This window comes from Streptomyces sp. NPDC051940, assembly GCF_040680895.1.
Classification (GTDB): Bacteria; Actinomycetota; Actinomycetes; order Streptomycetales; family Streptomycetaceae; genus Streptomyces.
Genome location: NZ_JBFAXR010000153.1, coordinates 1 through 18,350 on the forward strand (window position 1 = coordinate 1; position 18,350 = coordinate 18,350).

Genomic DNA, 18,350 nt, shown 5'->3' on the forward strand with positions numbered 1-18,350 from the left:
GGCGGGGACACCGCCGGGCCGGTCGCGTTCGCGCGGGACGCCGGTCAGCAGACCAGCTTCGCCAGATCGAAGTCCACCGTGGTGGTCGTCCGCCCCGAGATCCTGGCGTCGGCGCCCTGCGTCCGGTAGCCGTCCTTCGCGGCGACGACCTTCAGCGGGTTGTACGCACGGTCGATCCACACCGCGTACGCCCCGTCGGCCCGGGTCGTGAACGTCCAGTCCACGGCCGCCGAGTCGACGGCGACCACCGCCCCCGCGAGCGCCGCGGCGGTGCCGTCGCACGCCACCCCGCGGACCGTCCCGGCGAGCTTGCCCCAGGTACGGGGCGGGGTGACGGTCATCTTCACCGGGACCGGCGGCACGGTGTACGGGGTGTCCTCGTGCAGCCAGACCGAGCTGCTGTACGTGCCCGGCTGGTCGACCCGCGCGTCCATGGCGACGGTCACCGTCACGGAGTCGCCGGGCGCCAGCGCGGCCTGCTCGCGGTCGACGGACAGCCACGGCGCGTCGGCCGTGCCGTCGTCGCACTGGTCGAAGCCGGGCAGCACCTCGTTCGTGCCGGTCGAGTTGCCGCCGCCCGACGAGCCGCCGATCTTGTAGAACCCGCAGGCCGCACCACCCCGGTAGCGGGCGGAGTTGGCGTTGGGCAGGTTCCGCCAGCTGTCGGTCGTGCGGTTGTAGGCGTAGACGCCGTTGGAGATCGCCCCCGCCTGCACGCCGGCGGCGACGACCAGCTCGCCGCTCGCCACGGCGTAGCTCGAACCCCAGGTGTCGACCGGGGCGTCGGCCAGCCGGGACCAGCGGTCGGCGCCGGGGTCGTAGGCGTAGGTCGCCTTCGTCGCGGCGGTGCCGTCGCTGCCGCCGGTGCACACCACCCGGCCGTCCAGCGCGCCGCAGGAGGCGAACGCCACGGACTGCGGGTAGTCCGCGAGCCGCTGCCAGGTGTCGGCGACCGGGTCGTACGACACGACCGTGGCGGACGTCGGCGTACACGCGGAGGAGGTGCAGCCGCCGACCGCGTACAGCCGCCCGTCGAGGACGGCCTGTCCGGCCGCCGCCCGGGGTGCGGGGTTGCGGGCCGCGGCGGTCCAGGTGTCGGCCGCCGGGTCGTAGACCCAGGTGTCCGCCGCGGGGCCGCTGGAGCCCCAGCCGGCGGACGCGACGATCTGGCCGTTGACGACGCCGGCGGTGATCGCGTTGCGGGTGGCGGGCAGCGGCGCGGCCTGCGACCAGCGCAGCGTGGCGGGGTCGTAGACGTACGTCTTCGCCGTGGCGGCGCCGGTGTCGACGCCGCCGATCGAGTAGATCCTGCCGTCCAGCCGGACCACCCGGTTGTCCATGATGGTCTGCGGATAGTTGGCGACGGGCGTCCACGGGGCGGCGCTCGGCCCCTCCTCGACCGGGGTGTCGGAGGTGTCGCTGGTGGCCGCGAGGGACGCCGGCGTCCGCAGGCGCTGCAGCGGCGCTCCGCTCAGCGCCTCCAGCTGCTGCCTGCTCTGCGCCGCGCCGTCCGCGCGCTGCAGGACGAACCCCGATCCGCTCTCCCCGAACTTCACCGCGGCCGGCGCGGTGCCGGTGTTGGTGACGGTGAAGGTGCGGGTCGCGGTCCGCTCGCCGAGCTCCTGGGTGGCGTCCACCCCGGCGGGTGCCACGGTGAGTTCGCCGGCCTTCAGGGTGAAGTCGGCGCGGACCACGCCGTCCACGTCGGTCTGCCGGGTGTGGGAGAGGTAGTTGTCCGCCGAAGCGGTGACGTCGTGCGCGCCGGCCGTCGGCGTGAACATCCAGTAGGAGCCGTCACCGGTGGGTGCCGCCTTCGCCGTCACGCTGCCCGTGCGCACCGTGGCGCCGCTCACCCCCGCGCCGGTGTTGGCGTCGGTGACGTCGCCCACCAGATAGCCGCCGCCGGCGACGAGGTCGCAGCTGCGGGTGCCGACGAAGACGTCGTCCAGCTGCCAGAACCAGTCGAACTCGGCCTTGTAGTAGTGGAAGCGGACCCGGACGTTGCTCTTGCCCGCGGCCTGCGGGATCGGGATGGACGTGAAGCGCGGTCCGCGCGCGTCCGCGGTCTGCCGCAGGACGTTCTGCCAGGTCGTACCGCCGTCGAGGCTGAGGTCCACGTCGGCGAGCTCGGTCTGGTAGTTGTTGTAGTCCTGGTTGAAGCCGATGACGGGGGCCTGCTGGTCCGACAGGTCCATCACCGGCATCACGAGCGAGGTGTCCTGCTTGTTCTCCCAGTCGTAGTAGTCGCTGTCGACCATCACGAACTTGCCGTCGCCGCCGGTGTGGTTGCCCCGGTTGTAGGGGTCCTCGAAGCTCCACACGCCGCGGGTGCCGATGTGGTCGACGATGGTCCAGCCGGCGGGCAGCTTGCCGGTGTTGAAGTCGGCGAAGATGCCGTCGTAGTGGTAGGCGTACCCGTTGGCGGCCGAGCAGCGGTTCTCGTCGACGCGGACGGCCAGGTCGCGGGCGACGTCGTCGGCGCCCAGGTCGACGGTCCGGGTGACCGTCTCGTAGCCGGGGTAGACGGGGGTGAACTTCAGGTCGTACGAGTCGCCCTCGGGCAGTTTGACGCTGTACCGCCCGGTCTCCGGATCGCTGTAGTACACCCCGGACGGCACGCCGGCCACGGTGATCTTCGTGTAGAGGGGCCAGCCGTGGCCCGACCCGTCGGTGATCCGCCCGCTGACGGCGGACGTCTCGTACGCGGTCAGGGCGAGCGTGGTACGGGTGGTGGTGTCCGCCACGACGGTGGCGGTGACCGTCCGCGTCTCGTACCCGAAGGCCGAGGCGGTCAGCTGGTACTCGCCGGCGCGCAGCCGGCGTTCGAAGCCGCCGGAGCCGTCCGCGGTCAGTGTCTTGTCGTAGCCGTCACCGGTGACCCGCACGGTGGCGCCGGGCACCGGATCGCCCGTCGCGGTGTCGGTGACCTGGCCCGACAGCGTGCCCGACGGGCCGGTGTCGGCCGCCTCGACCAGGGCCAGGGCGTCGAGGCGGCCCTCGCCGTAGACGTTGTTGTCGTCGGCGGTGCCGCCGCACTGCAGGTCCTCGGTGTCGACGGCGGTGTCGTCGAGCAGGTTCCGGGTGCCCTGGATATCGCCGATCAGGTCCGGCTGCGCCGCCCACAGCAGGGCGATCGCCCCGGCCGCGTGCGGTGCCGCCATCGACGTACCGGAGGCCGTGCCGTACGCCGAACCCGGCACCGAGGAGCGGATGTTCACGCCGGGGGCGGAGATGTCCGGCTTCACCGCGCCGTCCTGGCCGGAGCCGCGGGACGAGAACGAGGCGATCCGGTTGCTCACGTCGTACGCGCCGACGGAGTAGTTGATCGTGCGGCTGCCCGGGGAGCCGGAGGTCCGGCACTGCGGTCCGCTGTTGCCGTTCGACCACACGCCGAAGATCCCGGACGCCGTCCAGGCCGCGGAGACGTCCTCCATGAAGGGGTCGTTCGTGGGCGTGGTGGTGCCCCACGAGTTGTTGATGATGTTCGGCCGCTTCGACGGGTCCGGGTCGGTCCCGTCCGTGCGGGTCGGCGCCAGCATCCACTGGCCGGCCTCGGCGAGGTCCGCGTCCGAGCAGGTGTCGCAGCCGTTGGCGGTGATCCACCTGGCGCCCGGGGCCACGCCGATCCGGTTGGCCCCGCCGTCCGAGCCGACCATGGTGCCCATGGTGTGCGTGCCGTGGCCGTCGGTGTCGCAGGGGGCGCCGCTCGCGCAGTTGCCGTCGGTGTCGAACCAGTTGTAGTCGTGGGAGAAGGTGCCGTCGCCGTTGTTGCCGCGGTACTGCTTCACCAGGGCCGGGTGGTCGTACTGCACGCCGGAGTCGATGCTGGCGACGACGATGCCCTGCCCGTCGACGCCGAGCTGCGACCAGACGTCGTCGGCGTGCAGGTTGCCGACCCCCCACTCCACCGCCTGCGCCGACTCGTCGACGGCCGCCACCGGCTCCACCGCGCCGTAGGTCTGGGAGGGCCACAGCTCGTCCACGCCGGTCTGCGCCTGCAGGGACCGGGCCAGGGAGAGCGAGCCGTCGCGGACGAAGACGGCGTTGGTCGCCCAGAACGCCTCGTAGTCCGTCCCGGCCTTCTCCAGCGCCGCGACGACACGGCCCTGCGACTTCGCGGCGGTGGCCTTCAGGGCCTCGACGACCCGCGCGCCTCGCCGGTCCCAGTCCGCGGTGCCGGCGGCCTGCGACAGATCGGGCCGGGCGTCGAAGCGCACCCAGAAGTCCGCCCTGCCCCCGGACTCCAGCTGCTTCAGCAGTCCGGGCCGGATCCTGTCCTTGCCGTCGTCGTTCGGCGCCGCCTGCGCCGCGGGCGTGCCGGCCGCGGCGAGGGCGGCCAGCACCAGCAGGCAGGCGACGGCCGTCCACCACCCGCGCGCGACGGACCATCTTCCAGACATCGTGAGTCCTCCACGGACACTCGGTGAACGTGCGGGGTCGCGCCGGGTCAGCATCCGAACCTGGCCAGGTCGAAGTCGACGGTGGTGGTCTGCAGGCCCGAGATCGTCACCGTCCGCGACTGGGGCCGGTAGCCGTCCTTGGAGCCGTACACGTTGAGCGGGTTGGCCCCTCGGTCGATCCAGTAGGCGTACGACCCGTCGGCGCCGGTGGTGAACGTCCAGCCCGCCTTGGAGGACTCGACGACGACGGTGGCGCCGGCCAGGGCTCCGCTGGTGCCGTTGCAGGCGACGCCGCGTACGACGCCGAGGAGCTTCCCCCAGGACGGGGGCGGGGTGACGGTCATCGTCACCGGCACCGCGGGGGGCGCGGCGTACGGGGTGTTCTCGTGGACCCACAGCGAGCTGGTGTACGTGCCCGGCTGGTCGACGCGCGCGTCCATCGTCACCTGCACGGTCGCCGACTCGCCGGGGGCCAGGGTGAGATCGGTGCGGTCCACGGAGAGCCAGGGCCGGTCGGCCGTGCCGTCGTCGCACTGGTCGAAGCCGGGCAGCGCCTCGCTCGTGGTGGTGGCGTTCACTCCGCTGGTCGCGCCGCCGATCTTGTAGAAGCCGCAGACCGCGCCGCCGCGGTAGCGGGGTGCGTTGGCGTTGGGCAGCGAACCCCAGCTGTTGGTGGCGCGGTCGTAGGCGTACGCGGCGTTGGACAGGGCGCCGTCCTGGACGCCGGAGACGACCGTCAGCGCGCCGTTCGCCACCGCGTAGGCCGAACCCCAGGTGGAGCGCGGGGCGTCGGCGAGCCGGGTCCAGGTGCCGGTGTCCGGGTCGTAGGCGTAGGTGCGGTTGGTGGCGGCCGTGCCGTCGTTGCCGCCGGTGCACACCACCTGGCCGTCGAGGGTGCCGCAGGACGCGTACGCCACGGCGAGGGGGTAGTCCGCCAGCCGCTGCCAGGTGTCCGCGGCGGCGTCGTACGCCAGCACCGCGGCCGACGTCGTGCACGCGCTCGGCGAGGTGCAGCCGCCGACCGCGTAGAGCCGGCCGTCGAGCACCGCCTGGCCGGTCGCCGCGCGCGGCAGCGGGTTGTCGGCGGCGGCCGTCCAGGTGTCCGTCAGCGGCTCGTACACCCAGGTGCCCGGCTGGACGCCGGCGGTGGTCCAGCCGGACGTGGCCACGATCCGGCCGCCCACCACGCCCGCGGTCAGCGAGGAGCGCGCGGCGGGCAGGGGCGCGGCCTCGGTCCAGGCGAGGGTGGCCGGGTCGTAGACGCGGACCTTCGGCGTCATGACGCCGCCGTTGGTGCCGCCGACCGAGTAGAGCCTGCCGTCGAGGCGGACCACCCGGTTGTCCATGATGTTCTGCGGGAAGTTGGCGACGGCGGTCCAGGGGGCGGCCGCGGGCCCTTCGGCCGGATCGGTGCCGTCCGGCTCGCCGGCGGCGTCCATCGAGACCGGTACGTCGAGCCGCTGCAGGGGCGCGCCCTCGCCGGACGCGATCTGCTGCAGGCTGCGGGTCTCCCCGTCGGCGCGCTGCATCACGAAGTCGCCGCGGTTCTCGCCGAGTCGTACGCGCGCCGGTGCGCTGCCCGTGTTGGTGAACGTGAGGGGGCGGGTGGCGGTCTGCTCGCCGAGCCGCATCGTCGACTCCACGGCGCCGGGGGTCACGGCCAGCCGTCCGGCCGTCAGCCGGAAGTCGGTGCGGGTCACGCCGGACACGTCGACCCGGCTGGTCCCGGTGCTGTAGTCGGCCGCCGCGGCGGTCAGGTCCTGCGGGCCGGTGCTCGTGGTGAACGCCCAGTAGAAGCCGTCGCCGAGGGCGGGATCGTCGGGGGTGGCCGCGGTCTTCACGGACACGCCCGCGGCGGCGGTGACCGTGGCGCCGGTCAGCCCGGCGCCGGTGTTCGCGTCGGTGACCTCGCCGACGAGATAGGCGCCGGGGATCTTCGGGTCGCAGGGGCGCTCGCCCAGATAGACGTTGTCGAGCTGCCACCACTGGTCGAAGTTGGCGTTGTAGTAGTGGAAGCGGACCCGGACGTCCGGCTGCCCGGCGGCCTGCGGGACGGGGATCGCGGTGGCGCGCGGGCCGCGCAGCTCCGCGGTCTGGCGCAGCACGTTCGCCCACGTCGTACCGCCGTCAAGGCTGAGGTCCACGTCCGTGATCTCGCCCGAGCGGTAGTTGAAGTCCTGGCTGAACCCGATGACGGGGGACGGCTGGTCCGACAGGTCGAGCACCGGGGACACGAGCGAGGTGTCGGGGTTGTTGCCCGCGCCGAAGTAGTCGCTGTCGACGATGGCGAACTCACCGCTGCCGCCGGTGTGGTTGCCGCGGTTCCGGGAGTCGTCGAAGCGCCACACCCCGCCGCCGCCGTTGTGGTCGACGACCGTCCAGCCCGCGGGCAGGGCACCGTCGTCGAAGTCGGCGGCGTACGTCGGGGCGTAGCCGCCCGCGCGGCAGGTGGACGCGTCGACCGGGACGGCGACGTCCCGGGTGACGGCGTCGGCGCCCAGGTCGACGGTCGCGGTGGCGGCCTGGTAGCCGGGGTAGACGGGCTCGAACTTCAGCTCGTACGAGGCCCCCGCGGGCAGGCTGACCGAGTAGCGGCCGGTCGCCGGCTCGGTGTAGGACGCGGCGTCCGGCACGCCGGCGACGGTGACCTTGGCGTACAGCGGCCAGCCGTGGCCCGAGCCGTCGGTGACCTGTCCGGTGACCGCCGTGCCGGTTACCGCCGCGGTCTGCACCTCCCCCAGCGCCTGCGCCGCCGGAGCCGTCACCGCGAGCCCGGCGGTGACCGCACCCAGCACCAGCGTTCCGGCCACGGCGGCCCGTAGGGACCGCCGCCACCCCCTGCGCGCGTTCACCAACGGCCCCCTGCGTGGAGCGGCGACGCGAGGCGCGCCGCGGGACCGGGACATCTGCCAGACAGCATGGGTCCTCCACAGATCTCGGCTGACGGGCCCGGACGCTAGGACGATCACCACAGCGCGTCAACGCGCGGTCACGGCACGCGCGTTGGGCCGCGCCGGGTCCGGACCCGGCTCCGCCGAGGGCCGCGTACGGGGGCGCAGGGGCGCCCACCACGGACGATGCCCGCGGGCCGGGAGGGGCGAAGTCCGCCACGGGAGCCTTGGCCCCACACAGTTGGCGAGTCTGCGACATGTCCGCATTACGTCACGCGGACGGGCCCTTTCGGGGCCGCTGCGCGGTTGCGCACGAGGGGCGGGCGCGGATCCCGCCCGGAGGCGCTCAGTCCCCCCGGGGTTCGCGCCGCGGTGTCTCCAGGCGGCCGAGCCAGGCCGCGAGCAACGGCTCCAGCGCGGCGGCCTCCTCGGCGGTGAGGGCCGACAGCAGCCGGTGCTCGTTGGCGATGTGGGCGGTGAACGCGCGGTCGAAGAGGCCGCGCCCCGCCTCGGTCAGGGCGACCACGCGGCCCCGCCCGTCGGCGGCGGAGCGCCGCCGGGTGACCAGCCCGCCGCGCTCCAGCCGGTCCACACGTTTGGTCATGGCCCCCGTGGTGACCATCGTGTACGCCGCCAGCTCGCCGGGGGCGCGTTCGTAGGGCGGTCCGGCGCGGCGGAGCGCCGCGAGCACGTCGAACTCGCCCTCGCTGAGGCCGTAGCGCCGGTAGACGGCGGCCAGCTCCTCCGTCAGCAGGGCTCCGATGCGGTGGAGCCTGCCGATCACGCCCTGCGGGGCGACGTCGAGGTCGGGCCGCTCGCGGGACCAGGCGGCCTGGATGCGGGCCACGTGGTCCGGGGTCTCGTCGTCCTCGTGCACTCCCCCAGTATATCTTCCGCGGAAGGTATAATACCTTCCATGGAAGGTATACGTCCTCGTCGATGCGGGACTGCCGGCGTCTGGGTGGCGATCACGGCCGTCGCCCCCGTGGCGTGGGGCACGAACTACTACGTGACCCGGGCCTTCCTGCCCGACGGCCAGCCGCTCTACGGCGCCGCGATCCGGGCGCTGCCCGCGGGGCTGCTGCTCCTCGCCCTGGTGCGGCGGCTGCCGCGCGGCGCGTGGTGGTGGCGTTCGGCGGTGCTCGGGCTGCTCAACATGGGCGGGTTCTTCGCCCTGGTGTACGTCGCCGCCCAGCGGCTGCCGACGAGCGTGGCGTCCACGGTGATGGCGACGTCGCCCCTGGTGATGATGCTCTTCGCCTGGCCGGTGATCGCCGAGCGGCCGCGGGCCGCGCATCTGGCGGGCGCGGCGGCGGGCCTCGGCGGGGTCGCGCTGATGCTGGGCGGGGGTTCGCCGGACACCGTGGGTCTGCTGGCCTCCGCCGGTGCGATGGCGATGTCCTCGCTGGGCTATGTGCTGGCCAAGCGGTGGACGGGCGAGGGCGACGTGCTCGCCACCACGTCCTGGCAGCTGGTGGCGGGCGGCCTGCTCCTGCTGCCGGCCGCCGCCGTCGCGGAGGGCGCGCCACCCGCGCTCTCCGGGGCATCCGTCGCGGGGTTCGCGTACGTGTCGCTGGTCGCGACGGCGCTGGCGTTCGCGGCGTGGTTCGCCGGCCTGCGCCGGCTGCCCGCGGCCACGGTGGGGCTGGTGGGCCTGCTCAACCCGGTGACCGGGGTGCTCCTCGGCACGCTGGTGGCGTCCGAGACCCTCTCGGCGGTGCAGCTGTGCGGCCTCGCGCTCGCCCTGGGCGCGGTGGCGCTCGGCCGCCCGGGCGGGCCGGGCCGCCGCGGCGGCGGGGTGGCGCTCGGCCGCCCGAACGGGCGAGCCCGCCGCCGCGGGGCGCGCGCGGAGGCCGTCCGGGACCGGGTCCCCCCGGCCGGTCCCGGACGGCCGACTCAGACCACCGTCACCGGATGCCGGACGACGGCGTCGAAGAGATAGCCCTGGGTGTTGTGGACGCTGCGCTCGGGCTGGGTCGTGCCGCGCACGTCGGTGGCGCGGGCCAGCAGCTCCGCGGGTCCGGCGGTCGCGGGGGTCCAGTCGTACGACCACCGCACCCAGCCGTGCCGGCGGGGCGCGTCGTGCAGCACGGCCGGCCGCCACCGCGCCCCGCCGTCCACGCTGACGTCCACCTGGCGCACTCCGCCGGCCCCCGACCAGGAGCGGCCGGTGAGCCGGTGGGTGCGGCCCGCGCCGAACTCCGCGTTCCAGGCCAGCTCGAACGCGCTCTTGATCGTCTGCCGGCCGAGCGGCGCGCTGCCGGTGGCGGGATAGGAGGCCCCGAAGAGCCGGTAGAAGTCGGTGTTCCACGGCGAGTACAGGGGCGTCGCGGACACCTCGATGTCGCCCACCCACTTGATGCTCGCGATGCCGACCCAGGACGGCACCAGCACGCGTACCGGACTGCCGTGGTCGGGCGGCAGCGGCGCTCCGTTCATCTCGTGGACGAGGAGTACGTCGTCGAGGGCCTTGGCCACCGGCATCGGTCTGCGCACCCGGCCGAGGTTCACGCCGCCGCTGACGAACTCGTCGTCGAGGCCGCGCGGCATCACGTCGACCGCCGCCCGGCCGAGCCCGGCCCGGCGCAGCACCTCACCCAGCGGCACGCCGCGCCATCGGGCGACGCCGACGGCGCCGAGGGTCCAGGGGGTGCCGGAGACGGGCTCGGCCTGCTGGGTGGCGTAGAAGCTGCGCCCGTTGCCGGCGCACTCGACGAACGCGGAGAGGGTGACGGAGGGCAGCGCGCGCAGGTCGTCCAGCCCGAACACGGCTCCGGACCCGTGCAGTCCGCTGCCCCACACGCGCAGGGTCCAGTCATCGGGGTCGATGACGGGGGTGGAGGTGTGGTTGCGTACGAAGAAGCGGTCGACCGGGGTGTGATAGCCGGTGTCGTGTAAGGCCGCCCATCTGGTCTCGGCGTTGGTGCCGCGGACGGTGAACAGGTCCTCGGGGATCGGCTTGACGATGCCGGGCCCTTCGGCCGCGGCCGGCGTGGCGCCGATGCCGGCGACTCCGGCGGCCCCCGCTCCGGCCGCCGCCAGGAGCCGCAGCATGTCGCGTCGGGTCACGCCGTCGGCGCGGGCGTCACCGGCGAGCCACTGCCTGAGCCGGCGCCTGTCGTACGAACTCTCGTCGATCACGGGCAATCTCGTGCTCCATTCGGGGATCGGGGAAGGGCCGGTCGCGGACGCGGCTGGGCACGGGCTGCCGACGGGCACACCACTGCCCTGGCCGGCCGCATCGGGGATCCGGAAGTCGTCAGCGACGACCTCGGCGACGACACAGCGCGCCGGCCACACGGACGAGGTCCACGTGAAGCCGTGCGAAGAAGCGCTGGCCGCCTGACATGGGCACAGCCTCGCAGAGGCATCGGGCGTGCCGCAATGGCGCCTCGGCCGGCCTCGCCGCGAGAACTCCTCCGGACCGCGAGGGCCCCACGGCTCGTTGCGGGGCTCCCGCCGCGCCGCGAGGGCCCCAGGGCTCGTCGCGGGGCTCCCGCGGCACCAGGAGGGCCCCTTCTACCGCTGGAGTACGCGCTGCAGGCGGCGGGCCTCCGTGGCGACCCTGGGCGGTTCGCCAGACCGGCGAGCTTGGCGATCACCGGGGGCTCCTCCCTGACGCCGGTCTGGGCCGCGCACTCCGACGCCAGGGTGAGGAGTCCGGGCAGGCTGCGGGTGGCCGGCTCGTCCGTCAACTCGCCGAGTACGGCCACCGACAGGGCCCATATCTCCCGGCCGGCCCCGGCCCGTACCCCGTCGCCGAGCGCGGGCAGGAAGCGTCCGGGTGTGGCGATGCCCTCGCGCCACATCCGCCCCAGCAGCCCGCCGACCAGCTCTCCGTCGAGCAGGCCACGGCCGGCCAGGACCGCCAACGCGTCTACGGCGGCCGTGCGGTTGTGGGGCCGGGCGGCCGTCAGTCCGTAGGCGAGGGCGAGATGGGTGACCGGACCGTGGCCCGCGGCGGACTCGGCCAGCAGCGGCAGCAGCGGACTGCCGGAGCCGCCGGTGTCCTTGCCGGCCTGCATGAACAGGCGGGGTATCGCATGCGCGGCGACGAGGTCGGCGTGGGCGGGAGCGATCAGGGGCCAGAGGGCGGCGAGTTGCGGGTCGCCGCCCTCGCCGTGGTACCAGTACGGGCGCAGCTCCCGGGGATCGGGGGTGTGCGCGAGGATCGCGGTGAGCGTGCCGCGCTCGAACGCGGTCCCGGCGCGCATCTCGGGCGCGAGATGGAGGCCGGGGAGCCGCCGGTCGGCGCGCAGGTAGAACAACTCGTCCGCCGCGAGCCGTCGGAGGAGGAAGTCCGCGAGCGCGGGAAGCCGCGGCGCCTCGCCGGGCAGACCCGCCGCCTCCCGCAGGGCCGCGACCGTCGCGGGCGGCGTGGCCGCGGGCAGCCGCAGGAACGCCTGCTCCAGGTCGTCCGGCCACGGTGTCGCCGCGGCGGCCCGATGCTCGGCGAGGCGTTCCCGCAGCACGTCGGGGTCGACGAGGCCGTCGGGGGTCGACGGCGTCGCCAGCAGGCACGGTACGGGGGCGGTGGCGAGCCGCTCCGCGATCTCGTACACACGGCGCATCGGCACAAGGTCCAGGCAGTGGTGGCCGTGCTCGGTCTCGGAGCCCAGGAAGGCCCGGGCCGAGGCCACGCCGGGCGCGGCGCGGCCCACGAGGGCGTCGATGAGGCAGCCGAGCGCCCTGCGCATGAAGGACAGGGGCCGGCGGGCCGTCTCCTCGGCGATCCGCCGCCCGGCCAGGGGTTCCACGGCGCTGACCACCGCCCCCGGGTCGCGCCGGGTCAGCGTCACCGCGGCCTCGAGGACGCGCTCGAACTCGAGGGCGTCGACCTCGCGTCCGCCCACGAGCGCGGTCAGGCCCTCGGCGAGTACGGCTGGGGTGTCGATGACCGGCGGCATGGAGCGTACGGGGAGGACGACGGCGTCCGACGCGGGGAGCTCGTCGGCGGCAGGCCCGCCACCCTCCGGCACCGCGCTCCCGAAGACCTCCCGAACCTCCCCCTGCAGAGCCGCGTCCACGGCCTCGGCGGCCGACCGGAGCTCGTCGCGGACGGAAGGGCCCGCGCCGTCGAGATGCCGGGCCACCAGCTTGAGCGCCCGCTCCTGCACCGTTCCCGCCGAATGGGCGAGGGCGCCCGCGACGGTCGCCAGCAGGGCGTCCGCCCGTGCCCGGTCGCGCTCCGCGCGCAGCGCCCGGCCCAGCCAGGTCAGTTGCTCGGCGACGAGCGTGCGCTCCGCCCGGGCCAGGACGGCGCGGCACAGTTCCTCGAAGTCCGCGGGGGCCAGCCGCCCCGCCGCGTCCAGGGTCCTCAGCGCGGCGCACGCCTGTTTGGCGGCGAGACCCGCCCCGTCGCAGGCGATGCTCAGGTACACGCGGACCCGGGCAGCGGCCTCGTCGGCGCTGAGCGCGCATGCCTCGTGGAGCAGGAGGAACCCCTTCAGCGACCCGGGCCGGTCGCCGCGCAGCAGCTTGGCGAGCGTCAGGTCGATCAACTGAGCGCGGTCCAGCACCCCTTCGTCCGCAAGAGCGACCAGCGCCTTCGGCCACTCGTTGGCGGCACCGAAGCCCGGCGCGTAGGGATCCGCGAACGTGGTGCCGACCCCGTCGAGCTCGAAGAGGCGGGGCAGGAACTCCGTCAGACGCGGCTGCGCGCGCAGCCAGTCGAGCAGCGACCTGTGGCGGGGCACTTTCGGCCGCCACCCCTGCGCCGCGAACCACGCGCGGACGTCCTGCCCGCCGCCGTAGCGGACGAGGCGGCCGGCCCACATCCAGCCGAGGATGTACCCGTCGGTGGCCGGCACCTCTGCCCCGGACCACGCCACCAGGCCGTCGACCAGCTCCCACACCTCCACATCGCGCAGCGTGGTCAGCCACTCGGCCAGCCGGACCGCCAGCTCCCGCTGCCATTCCGGGTCCCGGTGCGGCAGCAGCAGGAGGCCGAGGATCGTACGGTTCGAGCTGCCGGTGGCGCCCCCGTCCAGCAGCGGCCAGCTGGTGTTCATCAACTGCCGGTCGGTGAGCCACTCGAACGCCTGCCGCGGCGTCCCGGCGCACATGATCCCGGCGACCTTGAGCGCGGCGAGCTGGTCGTAGGCCGTCATGTACCGCTGCGAGTCCCCGGCCGCCAGCTCGCGCCGCAGCTCCCCGCGCAGCGTCTTGAGGGGTGCCCGCAGATGCCGCAACTCGTCGGCGGGCACGCCCTCGAGGCGCGTGATCACGCCCCGCGGCACGCGCCGCGCGATCAGCGCACGCAACTCCGGCCACTCCACACGCGCCCCGCCACCGCTCCCGATCTCCACCATGCCGACAACCTAGCCCCCACCACCGACAACGCCCGGATCCCTTCACCTCCGCCCGACTACCGCGGCCCGACGGTAGGTTGGGCCGGTGACCGAATCGCTCCCGCCCGGCGGCGTCGTGCTCGGCCCTGGTGAGATCGACGCCCGGTGGGCGGGTGCCTGGCGGCCGGAGCAGGCCGCGGAGCGGCTGGCGCGGGTGCGGACGCCCTGGTACGTCGCGGCCGGCTGGGCGCTGGACCTGTTCCGCGGGGAGCAGTCGCGGCCGCACGGCGATCTGGAGATCGCGGTCCCCGAGGCCGGCTTCCCCGAGGTCCGGGAGTGCTTTCCCGAGTACGAGTTCGACGCGGTCGGTTCGGGCCGGGTCTGGGCGGCGGCGGGCACGGAGGCCCTGGCGGCGACGCACCAGACGAGGATGCGGGATCCCGCGAGCGGCCGCTTCCTCCTCGACGTGTTCCGCGAGCCGCACCAGGGCGGGACCTGGATCTGCCGCCGCGACCCGTCCATCCGGCTGCCGTACGACGCGGTCATCGAGCGGACGGCGCACGGCGTCCCGTACCTCGTACCGGAGGTGGCCCTGCTCTTCAAGGCGAAGGCGCCACGTCCGAAGGACCAGGCGGACTTCGAGTCCGTGCTGCCGCTGCTGAACCAGCGCCGCAGGGACCTGCTCACGGGATGGCTGCACCGGGTGCACCCCGGTCACCCTTGGCTGGCAGTGCTCACGCAGTAGTCACACGAGCCCGCCGGCAGCGGGGCGGTGAACAGGGAGGGGACGCGATGCAGGACGAGCGGCGGGACACCGCGGTCGGGTCGGCCGGGGACATCCGGGCGCGGTACGACGAGGCGGGGGCGGCCGAGTTGGAGCGGCTGGTCAAGGACGGCCGCGGGCGGGTGAGTTTCGAGGTCCACCGCCGGTTCCTGCGGCGCTATGTACGTCCGGACTGGCGGGTGCTCGAGATCGGTGCCGGGCCCGGCCGGTTCACCGTCGAGCTGGCCCGGCTCGGCGCCCGCGTCGTGACCACGGACCTCTCCCCCGTACAGCTGCGGCTGAACGCGGACTTCGTGGCCGAGGCGGGGGCCGAGGACGCGGTGGAGAGCCGGGAGGTCCTCGACCTGCGCGACGCCCGCGCGCGCTACGGCACCGGCGCCTTCGACTGCGTCGTGGCGTACGGCGGACCGCTCTCGTACCTCTTCGAGGGGGAGGAGGAGGCCCTGTCGGGACTGCTCGACGTACTCCGCCCGGACGGGGTCCTGCTCGCCTCCGTCATGTCGCTGTACGGCACGTGGCGGGCCGAGTTCACGGCCGGCGTGGCGATCGACTTCGCCCGCGGGTCGCAGGTCACCCAGGCCATTCTGGAGAGCGGGGACCTGCGCCACCTGCCGAACGCCCAGCACGTCTGCCGGATGTTCACCTGGGAGCAGGTGCAGGGCCTGATCCGTGCGTGCGGCGCGGAGCCGCTGGCCGCCTCGGCGAGCAACTGGGCCAGCCTCGGCGACCGTGACGCCCTGGCCCGGCTGGAGGCGGATCCGGAGCGGTGGAGCCGGTTCCTCGAGCAGGAGGCGGAGATGTGCGCGGCGCCCGGCGCCCTGGACGGCGGTACGCACATCCTGTTCGCCGCGGCGCGGCCGGCGGCGGGCTGAAGCACCGACCGCCGCGGCCGGCGGCGGTCTGACCGGGGCGCCGACCGCCGCCGCGCCGGCCCGCGTCAGGCCTTGGCGCGCCGCGCCAGCAGCGCCGCGCGGCGCTCGTCGAAGGCGGTCGCCTTGGCGGACAGGCCGTCCATGAACTGGCCGAGCTCGTCCTGGGCCCGCAGCCCGTCCGCGCCGAGCCCCGAGGCCTCCATGATCTTCAGGTGGCGCAGCACCGGTGCCAGCACGTCGTCGTGGTGGATGCGCAGGTTGTAGACGCCGCCGACGGCCATCCGGGCCGCCGCGCGCTCGAAGCCGGGGATGCCGTGGCCGGGCATGCGGAAGCCGGTGACGACGTCCGCGACGGCCCGCATCGCCTGGTCGGGGGCGAGCTCCAGGGCCGCGGCGAGCAGGTTGCGGTAGAAGACCATGTGCAGGTTCTCGTCCGTCGCGATCCGCGACAGCATCCGGTCGCAGACCGGGTCGCCGGAGTGGTGGCCGGTGTTGCGGTGCGAGACCCGCGTCGCCAGCTCCTGGAAGGAGACGTAGGCGATGGAGTGGAGCATGCTGTGGCTGTTGTCGGCCTCGAAGCCCTCCGACATGTGCCGCATCCGGAACCGCTCCAGCTCGTCCGGGTCGGCGGCCCGGGAGGTGAGCAGGTAGTCGCGCATCACGATGGCGTGCCGGCCCTCCTCGGCGGTCCACCGGTGCACCCAGGTGCCCCACGCGCCGTCACGGCCGAAGAGGGTGGCGATCTCGTGGTGGTAGCTGGGGAGGTTGTCCTCCGTCAGCAGGTTCACGACGAGCGCTATCCGGCCGATCTCGGAGACCTTGGACTGCTCGGGCGCCCACGCCTCACCGCCGAGCACGCCGTCGAAGTTGCGGCCGTCGCTCCACGGCACGTACTCGTGCGGCATCCAGTCCTTGGCGACCTTGAGGTGGCGGTTGAGTTCGGTCTCCACCACCTCCTCCAGGGCATGCAGCAGCTGCACGTCGCTCCAGGCCGTCGAGGTGCTGGGACGGGATGGGGCAGTGGTCACGGCGGCTCCTGTCGCGCGGGGAAGACCTACGGAACCGTAGGTTACGGCACCGTAGGTTATCTCGGCGTAAGGAGGCAAGACCCTCCCCCGCCCGAGCTGGGCGGTCCTCCCCGGGGTGTGACCCGAGTCACAGCCACGGACACGGAGAGTCACCGCGCGGCCGCACTCCGGCCCACCAGGGCGCCGCTCGCAGGGGGTGCGCCCTCCGGCCCCGGCCCGCTGGCCAAGCGCCCCACAAGCGGCGTGGCTATCGTCGCCTGTACGGACGTCCGCCTGGGCGTCGAGGACATGTTCGGCCTCCGACCCGGGGACGCGCATGTGATCCGGACGGCGGGCTGCCGCCCTGTCCGGACCGAGTGAACGGCGCGACCGAGCTGCCCCACACCGAGGTGGTGCGCGGCTTCCTCCACACGCGCGGTGGTGCGCTGCGCGAGATCCGCCCCCGACGAGCGGAGTACCGTCCATGACCCTCATCCTCAAGCCAGGTACCGCGTGGCAGGACGCCTGGAGCCGCTGTCTGTCGACGGCTCCCGAGGCCTTCCACGAGGACCGTGTCCTCAACCACTGGGGCGGTGAATGGCGCCGCGACGGCCGCCTGATGCCCGCCACGTCCCCCGTCGACGGCTCGCCCATCGCGGGCCTGCCGCGCCTGAACGGGCCGGTCGCCCACGAGGCCGTCCGGTCCGCCCTCGACGCCCACCGCGCGTGGCGGCACGTACCGCTGCCGGAGCGCAAGGCGCGGATCTCGGCGGCGCTGGACGCGCTCACCGAGCACCGGACCCTGCTCGCCCTGCTCCTGGTCTGGGAGATAGGCAAGCCGTGGCGGCTGGCCCAGGCGGACGTGGACCGGGCGATCGACGGCGTGCGCTGGTACGTCGACGAGATCGACGTCATGCTCGCCGACCGGACCCCGCTGCCCGGCCCGGTCTCCAACATCGCCAGCTGGAACTACCCGATGAGCGTGCTGGTGCACGCCATGCTCGTCCAGGCCCTGGCGGGCAACGCGGCCATCGCCAAGACCCCGACCGACGGCGGTCTGGCCTGCCTCACCCTGGCCTGCGCGCTCATCGCCCGGGAGGACGTGCCGGTCACGCTGGTCTCCGGCAGCGGGGGCGAGCTGTCCGAGGCGCTGGTGCGGGCGCCGGAGATCGGCTGCGTGTCCTTCGTGGGCGGCCGGGACGCGGGCGGGCGGGTGGCCTCGGCCCTGGCGGACCTGGGCAAGCCGCACGTACTGGAGCAGGAGGGGCTGAACTGCTGGGGGGTCTGGGGGTATTCGGACTGGCCGGCGCTGACGGCCCAGATCCGCAAGACCTTCGACTACGGCAAGCAGCGCTGCACGGCGTACCCCCGCTTCGTCGTCCAGCGCACCCTGTTCGCGGACTTCCTCCAGGCGTATCTGCCCGGGGTGAAGGCGGTCCGGTTCGGCCATCCGATGGCCGTCGAGGCGCCCGACGACGAGCCGCCGGAGCTGGACTTCGGCCCGCTGATCAACGCGGCGAAGGCGAAGGAGCTGGGCGATCTGGTGTCGGAGGCGGTGGACCGCGGGGCGGTCCCGCTGCACTGGGGCGGCATCGGCGAGGCCCGGCTGCTGCCCGGCCAGGACGCCTCCGCGTACCTCCCGCCGGTGGCCCTGCTGAACCCGCCGCCGGCGTCGCCGCTGCACCACGCGGAGCCGTTCGGCCCGGTGGACACGATCGTCCTGGTCGACACGGAGGCGGAGCTGCTGGCGGCGATGAACGCGTCGAACGGCGCGCTGGTGGCGTCGCTGTCGACGGACGACCGCGACACCTTCGACCGGCTCGCGCCGCAGGTGCGGGCGTTCAAGGTGGGCCACGGCGTACCGCGTTCGCGCGGCGACCGGGCGGAGCTGTTCGGCGGGTACGGCGCGTCCTGGCGCGGCGCGTTCGTCGGCGGCGAGCTGCTGGTGCGGGCGGTGACGCAGGGGCCGGCGGAGGAACGGCTGCCGGGGAACTTCCCGGACTACCGGCTGCAGCCGGCGTGAGGCGGGGGACGCGGGTCCACGAGGTCGGCCAGTTCACGGGCGGCAGCCAGGAGTGGAACGGCGGCGCGGTCGCCTCCCAGGAG

The 18,350-nt window shown here is 74.2% G+C and carries 10 protein-coding genes; 4 read left to right on the forward strand and 6 right to left on the reverse strand.

Annotation, left to right across the window (positions count from 1 at the left end; genetic code table 11):
* Window positions 1-44: 44 nt before the first annotated feature.
* The 3 genes from AB0M28_RS35460 to AB0M28_RS35470 form a co-directional block, all read right to left on the reverse strand.
* The gene (locus AB0M28_RS35460; RefSeq protein ID WP_365414065.1) at window positions 45-4,400 is read right to left on the reverse strand and encodes a S8 family serine peptidase; all 4,356 of its coding nucleotides are present in this window, start codon (window positions 4,398-4,400) and stop codon (window positions 45-47) included.
* A gap of 47 nt (window positions 4,401-4,447) precedes the next feature.
* A complete protein-coding gene (locus AB0M28_RS35465; RefSeq protein WP_365414067.1) occupies window positions 4,448-7,252 on the reverse strand; it encodes a kelch repeat-containing protein in 2,805 nt (934 codons plus the stop codon).
* A 385-nt stretch (window positions 7,253-7,637) separates the two neighbouring features.
* The gene (locus tag AB0M28_RS35470; RefSeq protein WP_365414069.1) at window positions 7,638-8,168 is read right to left on the reverse strand and encodes a MarR family transcriptional regulator; all 531 of its coding nucleotides are present in this window, start codon (window positions 8,166-8,168) and stop codon (window positions 7,638-7,640) included.
* A 39-nt stretch (window positions 8,169-8,207) separates the two neighbouring features.
* Here AB0M28_RS35470 and AB0M28_RS35475 point away from each other — a divergent pair, with 39 nt between their 5' ends.
* The gene (locus AB0M28_RS35475; protein WP_365414071.1) at window positions 8,208-9,233 is read left to right on the forward strand and encodes an EamA family transporter; all 1,026 of its coding nucleotides are present in this window, start codon (window positions 8,208-8,210) and stop codon (window positions 9,231-9,233) included.
* Here AB0M28_RS35475 and AB0M28_RS35480 read toward each other — a convergent pair.
* On the reverse strand, window positions 9,188-10,432 hold the full coding sequence (locus AB0M28_RS35480; protein WP_365414073.1) for a sulfite oxidase: 1,245 nt from the start codon (window positions 10,430-10,432) through the stop codon (window positions 9,188-9,190). The genes AB0M28_RS35475 and AB0M28_RS35480 overlap by 46 nt on opposite strands.
* 118 nt (window positions 10,433-10,550) lie before the next feature.
* The gene (locus AB0M28_RS35485) at window positions 10,551-10,640 is read right to left on the reverse strand and encodes a putative leader peptide (RefSeq protein WP_365414083.1); all 90 of its coding nucleotides are present in this window, start codon (window positions 10,638-10,640) and stop codon (window positions 10,551-10,553) included.
* A gap of 3,047 nt (window positions 10,641-13,687) precedes the next feature.
* Here AB0M28_RS35485 and AB0M28_RS35490 point away from each other — a divergent pair.
* On the forward strand, window positions 13,688-14,326 hold the full coding sequence (locus tag AB0M28_RS35490; RefSeq protein ID WP_365414075.1) for a hypothetical protein: 639 nt from the start codon (window positions 13,688-13,690) through the stop codon (window positions 14,324-14,326).
* Between the two features lie 47 nt (window positions 14,327-14,373).
* Window positions 14,374-15,237 (forward strand): class I SAM-dependent methyltransferase, encoded by an 864-nt coding sequence (locus AB0M28_RS35495; RefSeq protein ID WP_365414077.1) that lies wholly within the window; start codon window positions 14,374-14,376, stop codon window positions 15,235-15,237.
* 65 nt (window positions 15,238-15,302) lie between these two features.
* Here the strand turns inward: AB0M28_RS35495 and AB0M28_RS35500 are convergent, their stop codons facing one another.
* Window positions 15,303-16,265: an acyl-ACP desaturase gene (locus tag AB0M28_RS35500; RefSeq protein WP_365414079.1), complete on the reverse strand. Its 963-nt coding sequence runs from the start codon at window positions 16,263-16,265 to the stop codon at window positions 15,303-15,305.
* 463 nt (window positions 16,266-16,728) lie between these two features.
* On the opposite strand from AB0M28_RS35500, the gene AB0M28_RS35505 reads away from it, so the two are divergent.
* Window positions 16,729-18,267, forward strand: coding sequence for an aldehyde dehydrogenase family protein (locus AB0M28_RS35505; protein ID WP_365414081.1), 1,539 nt, complete (start codon window positions 16,729-16,731; stop codon window positions 18,265-18,267).
* Window positions 18,268-18,350 lie beyond the last annotated feature (83 nt).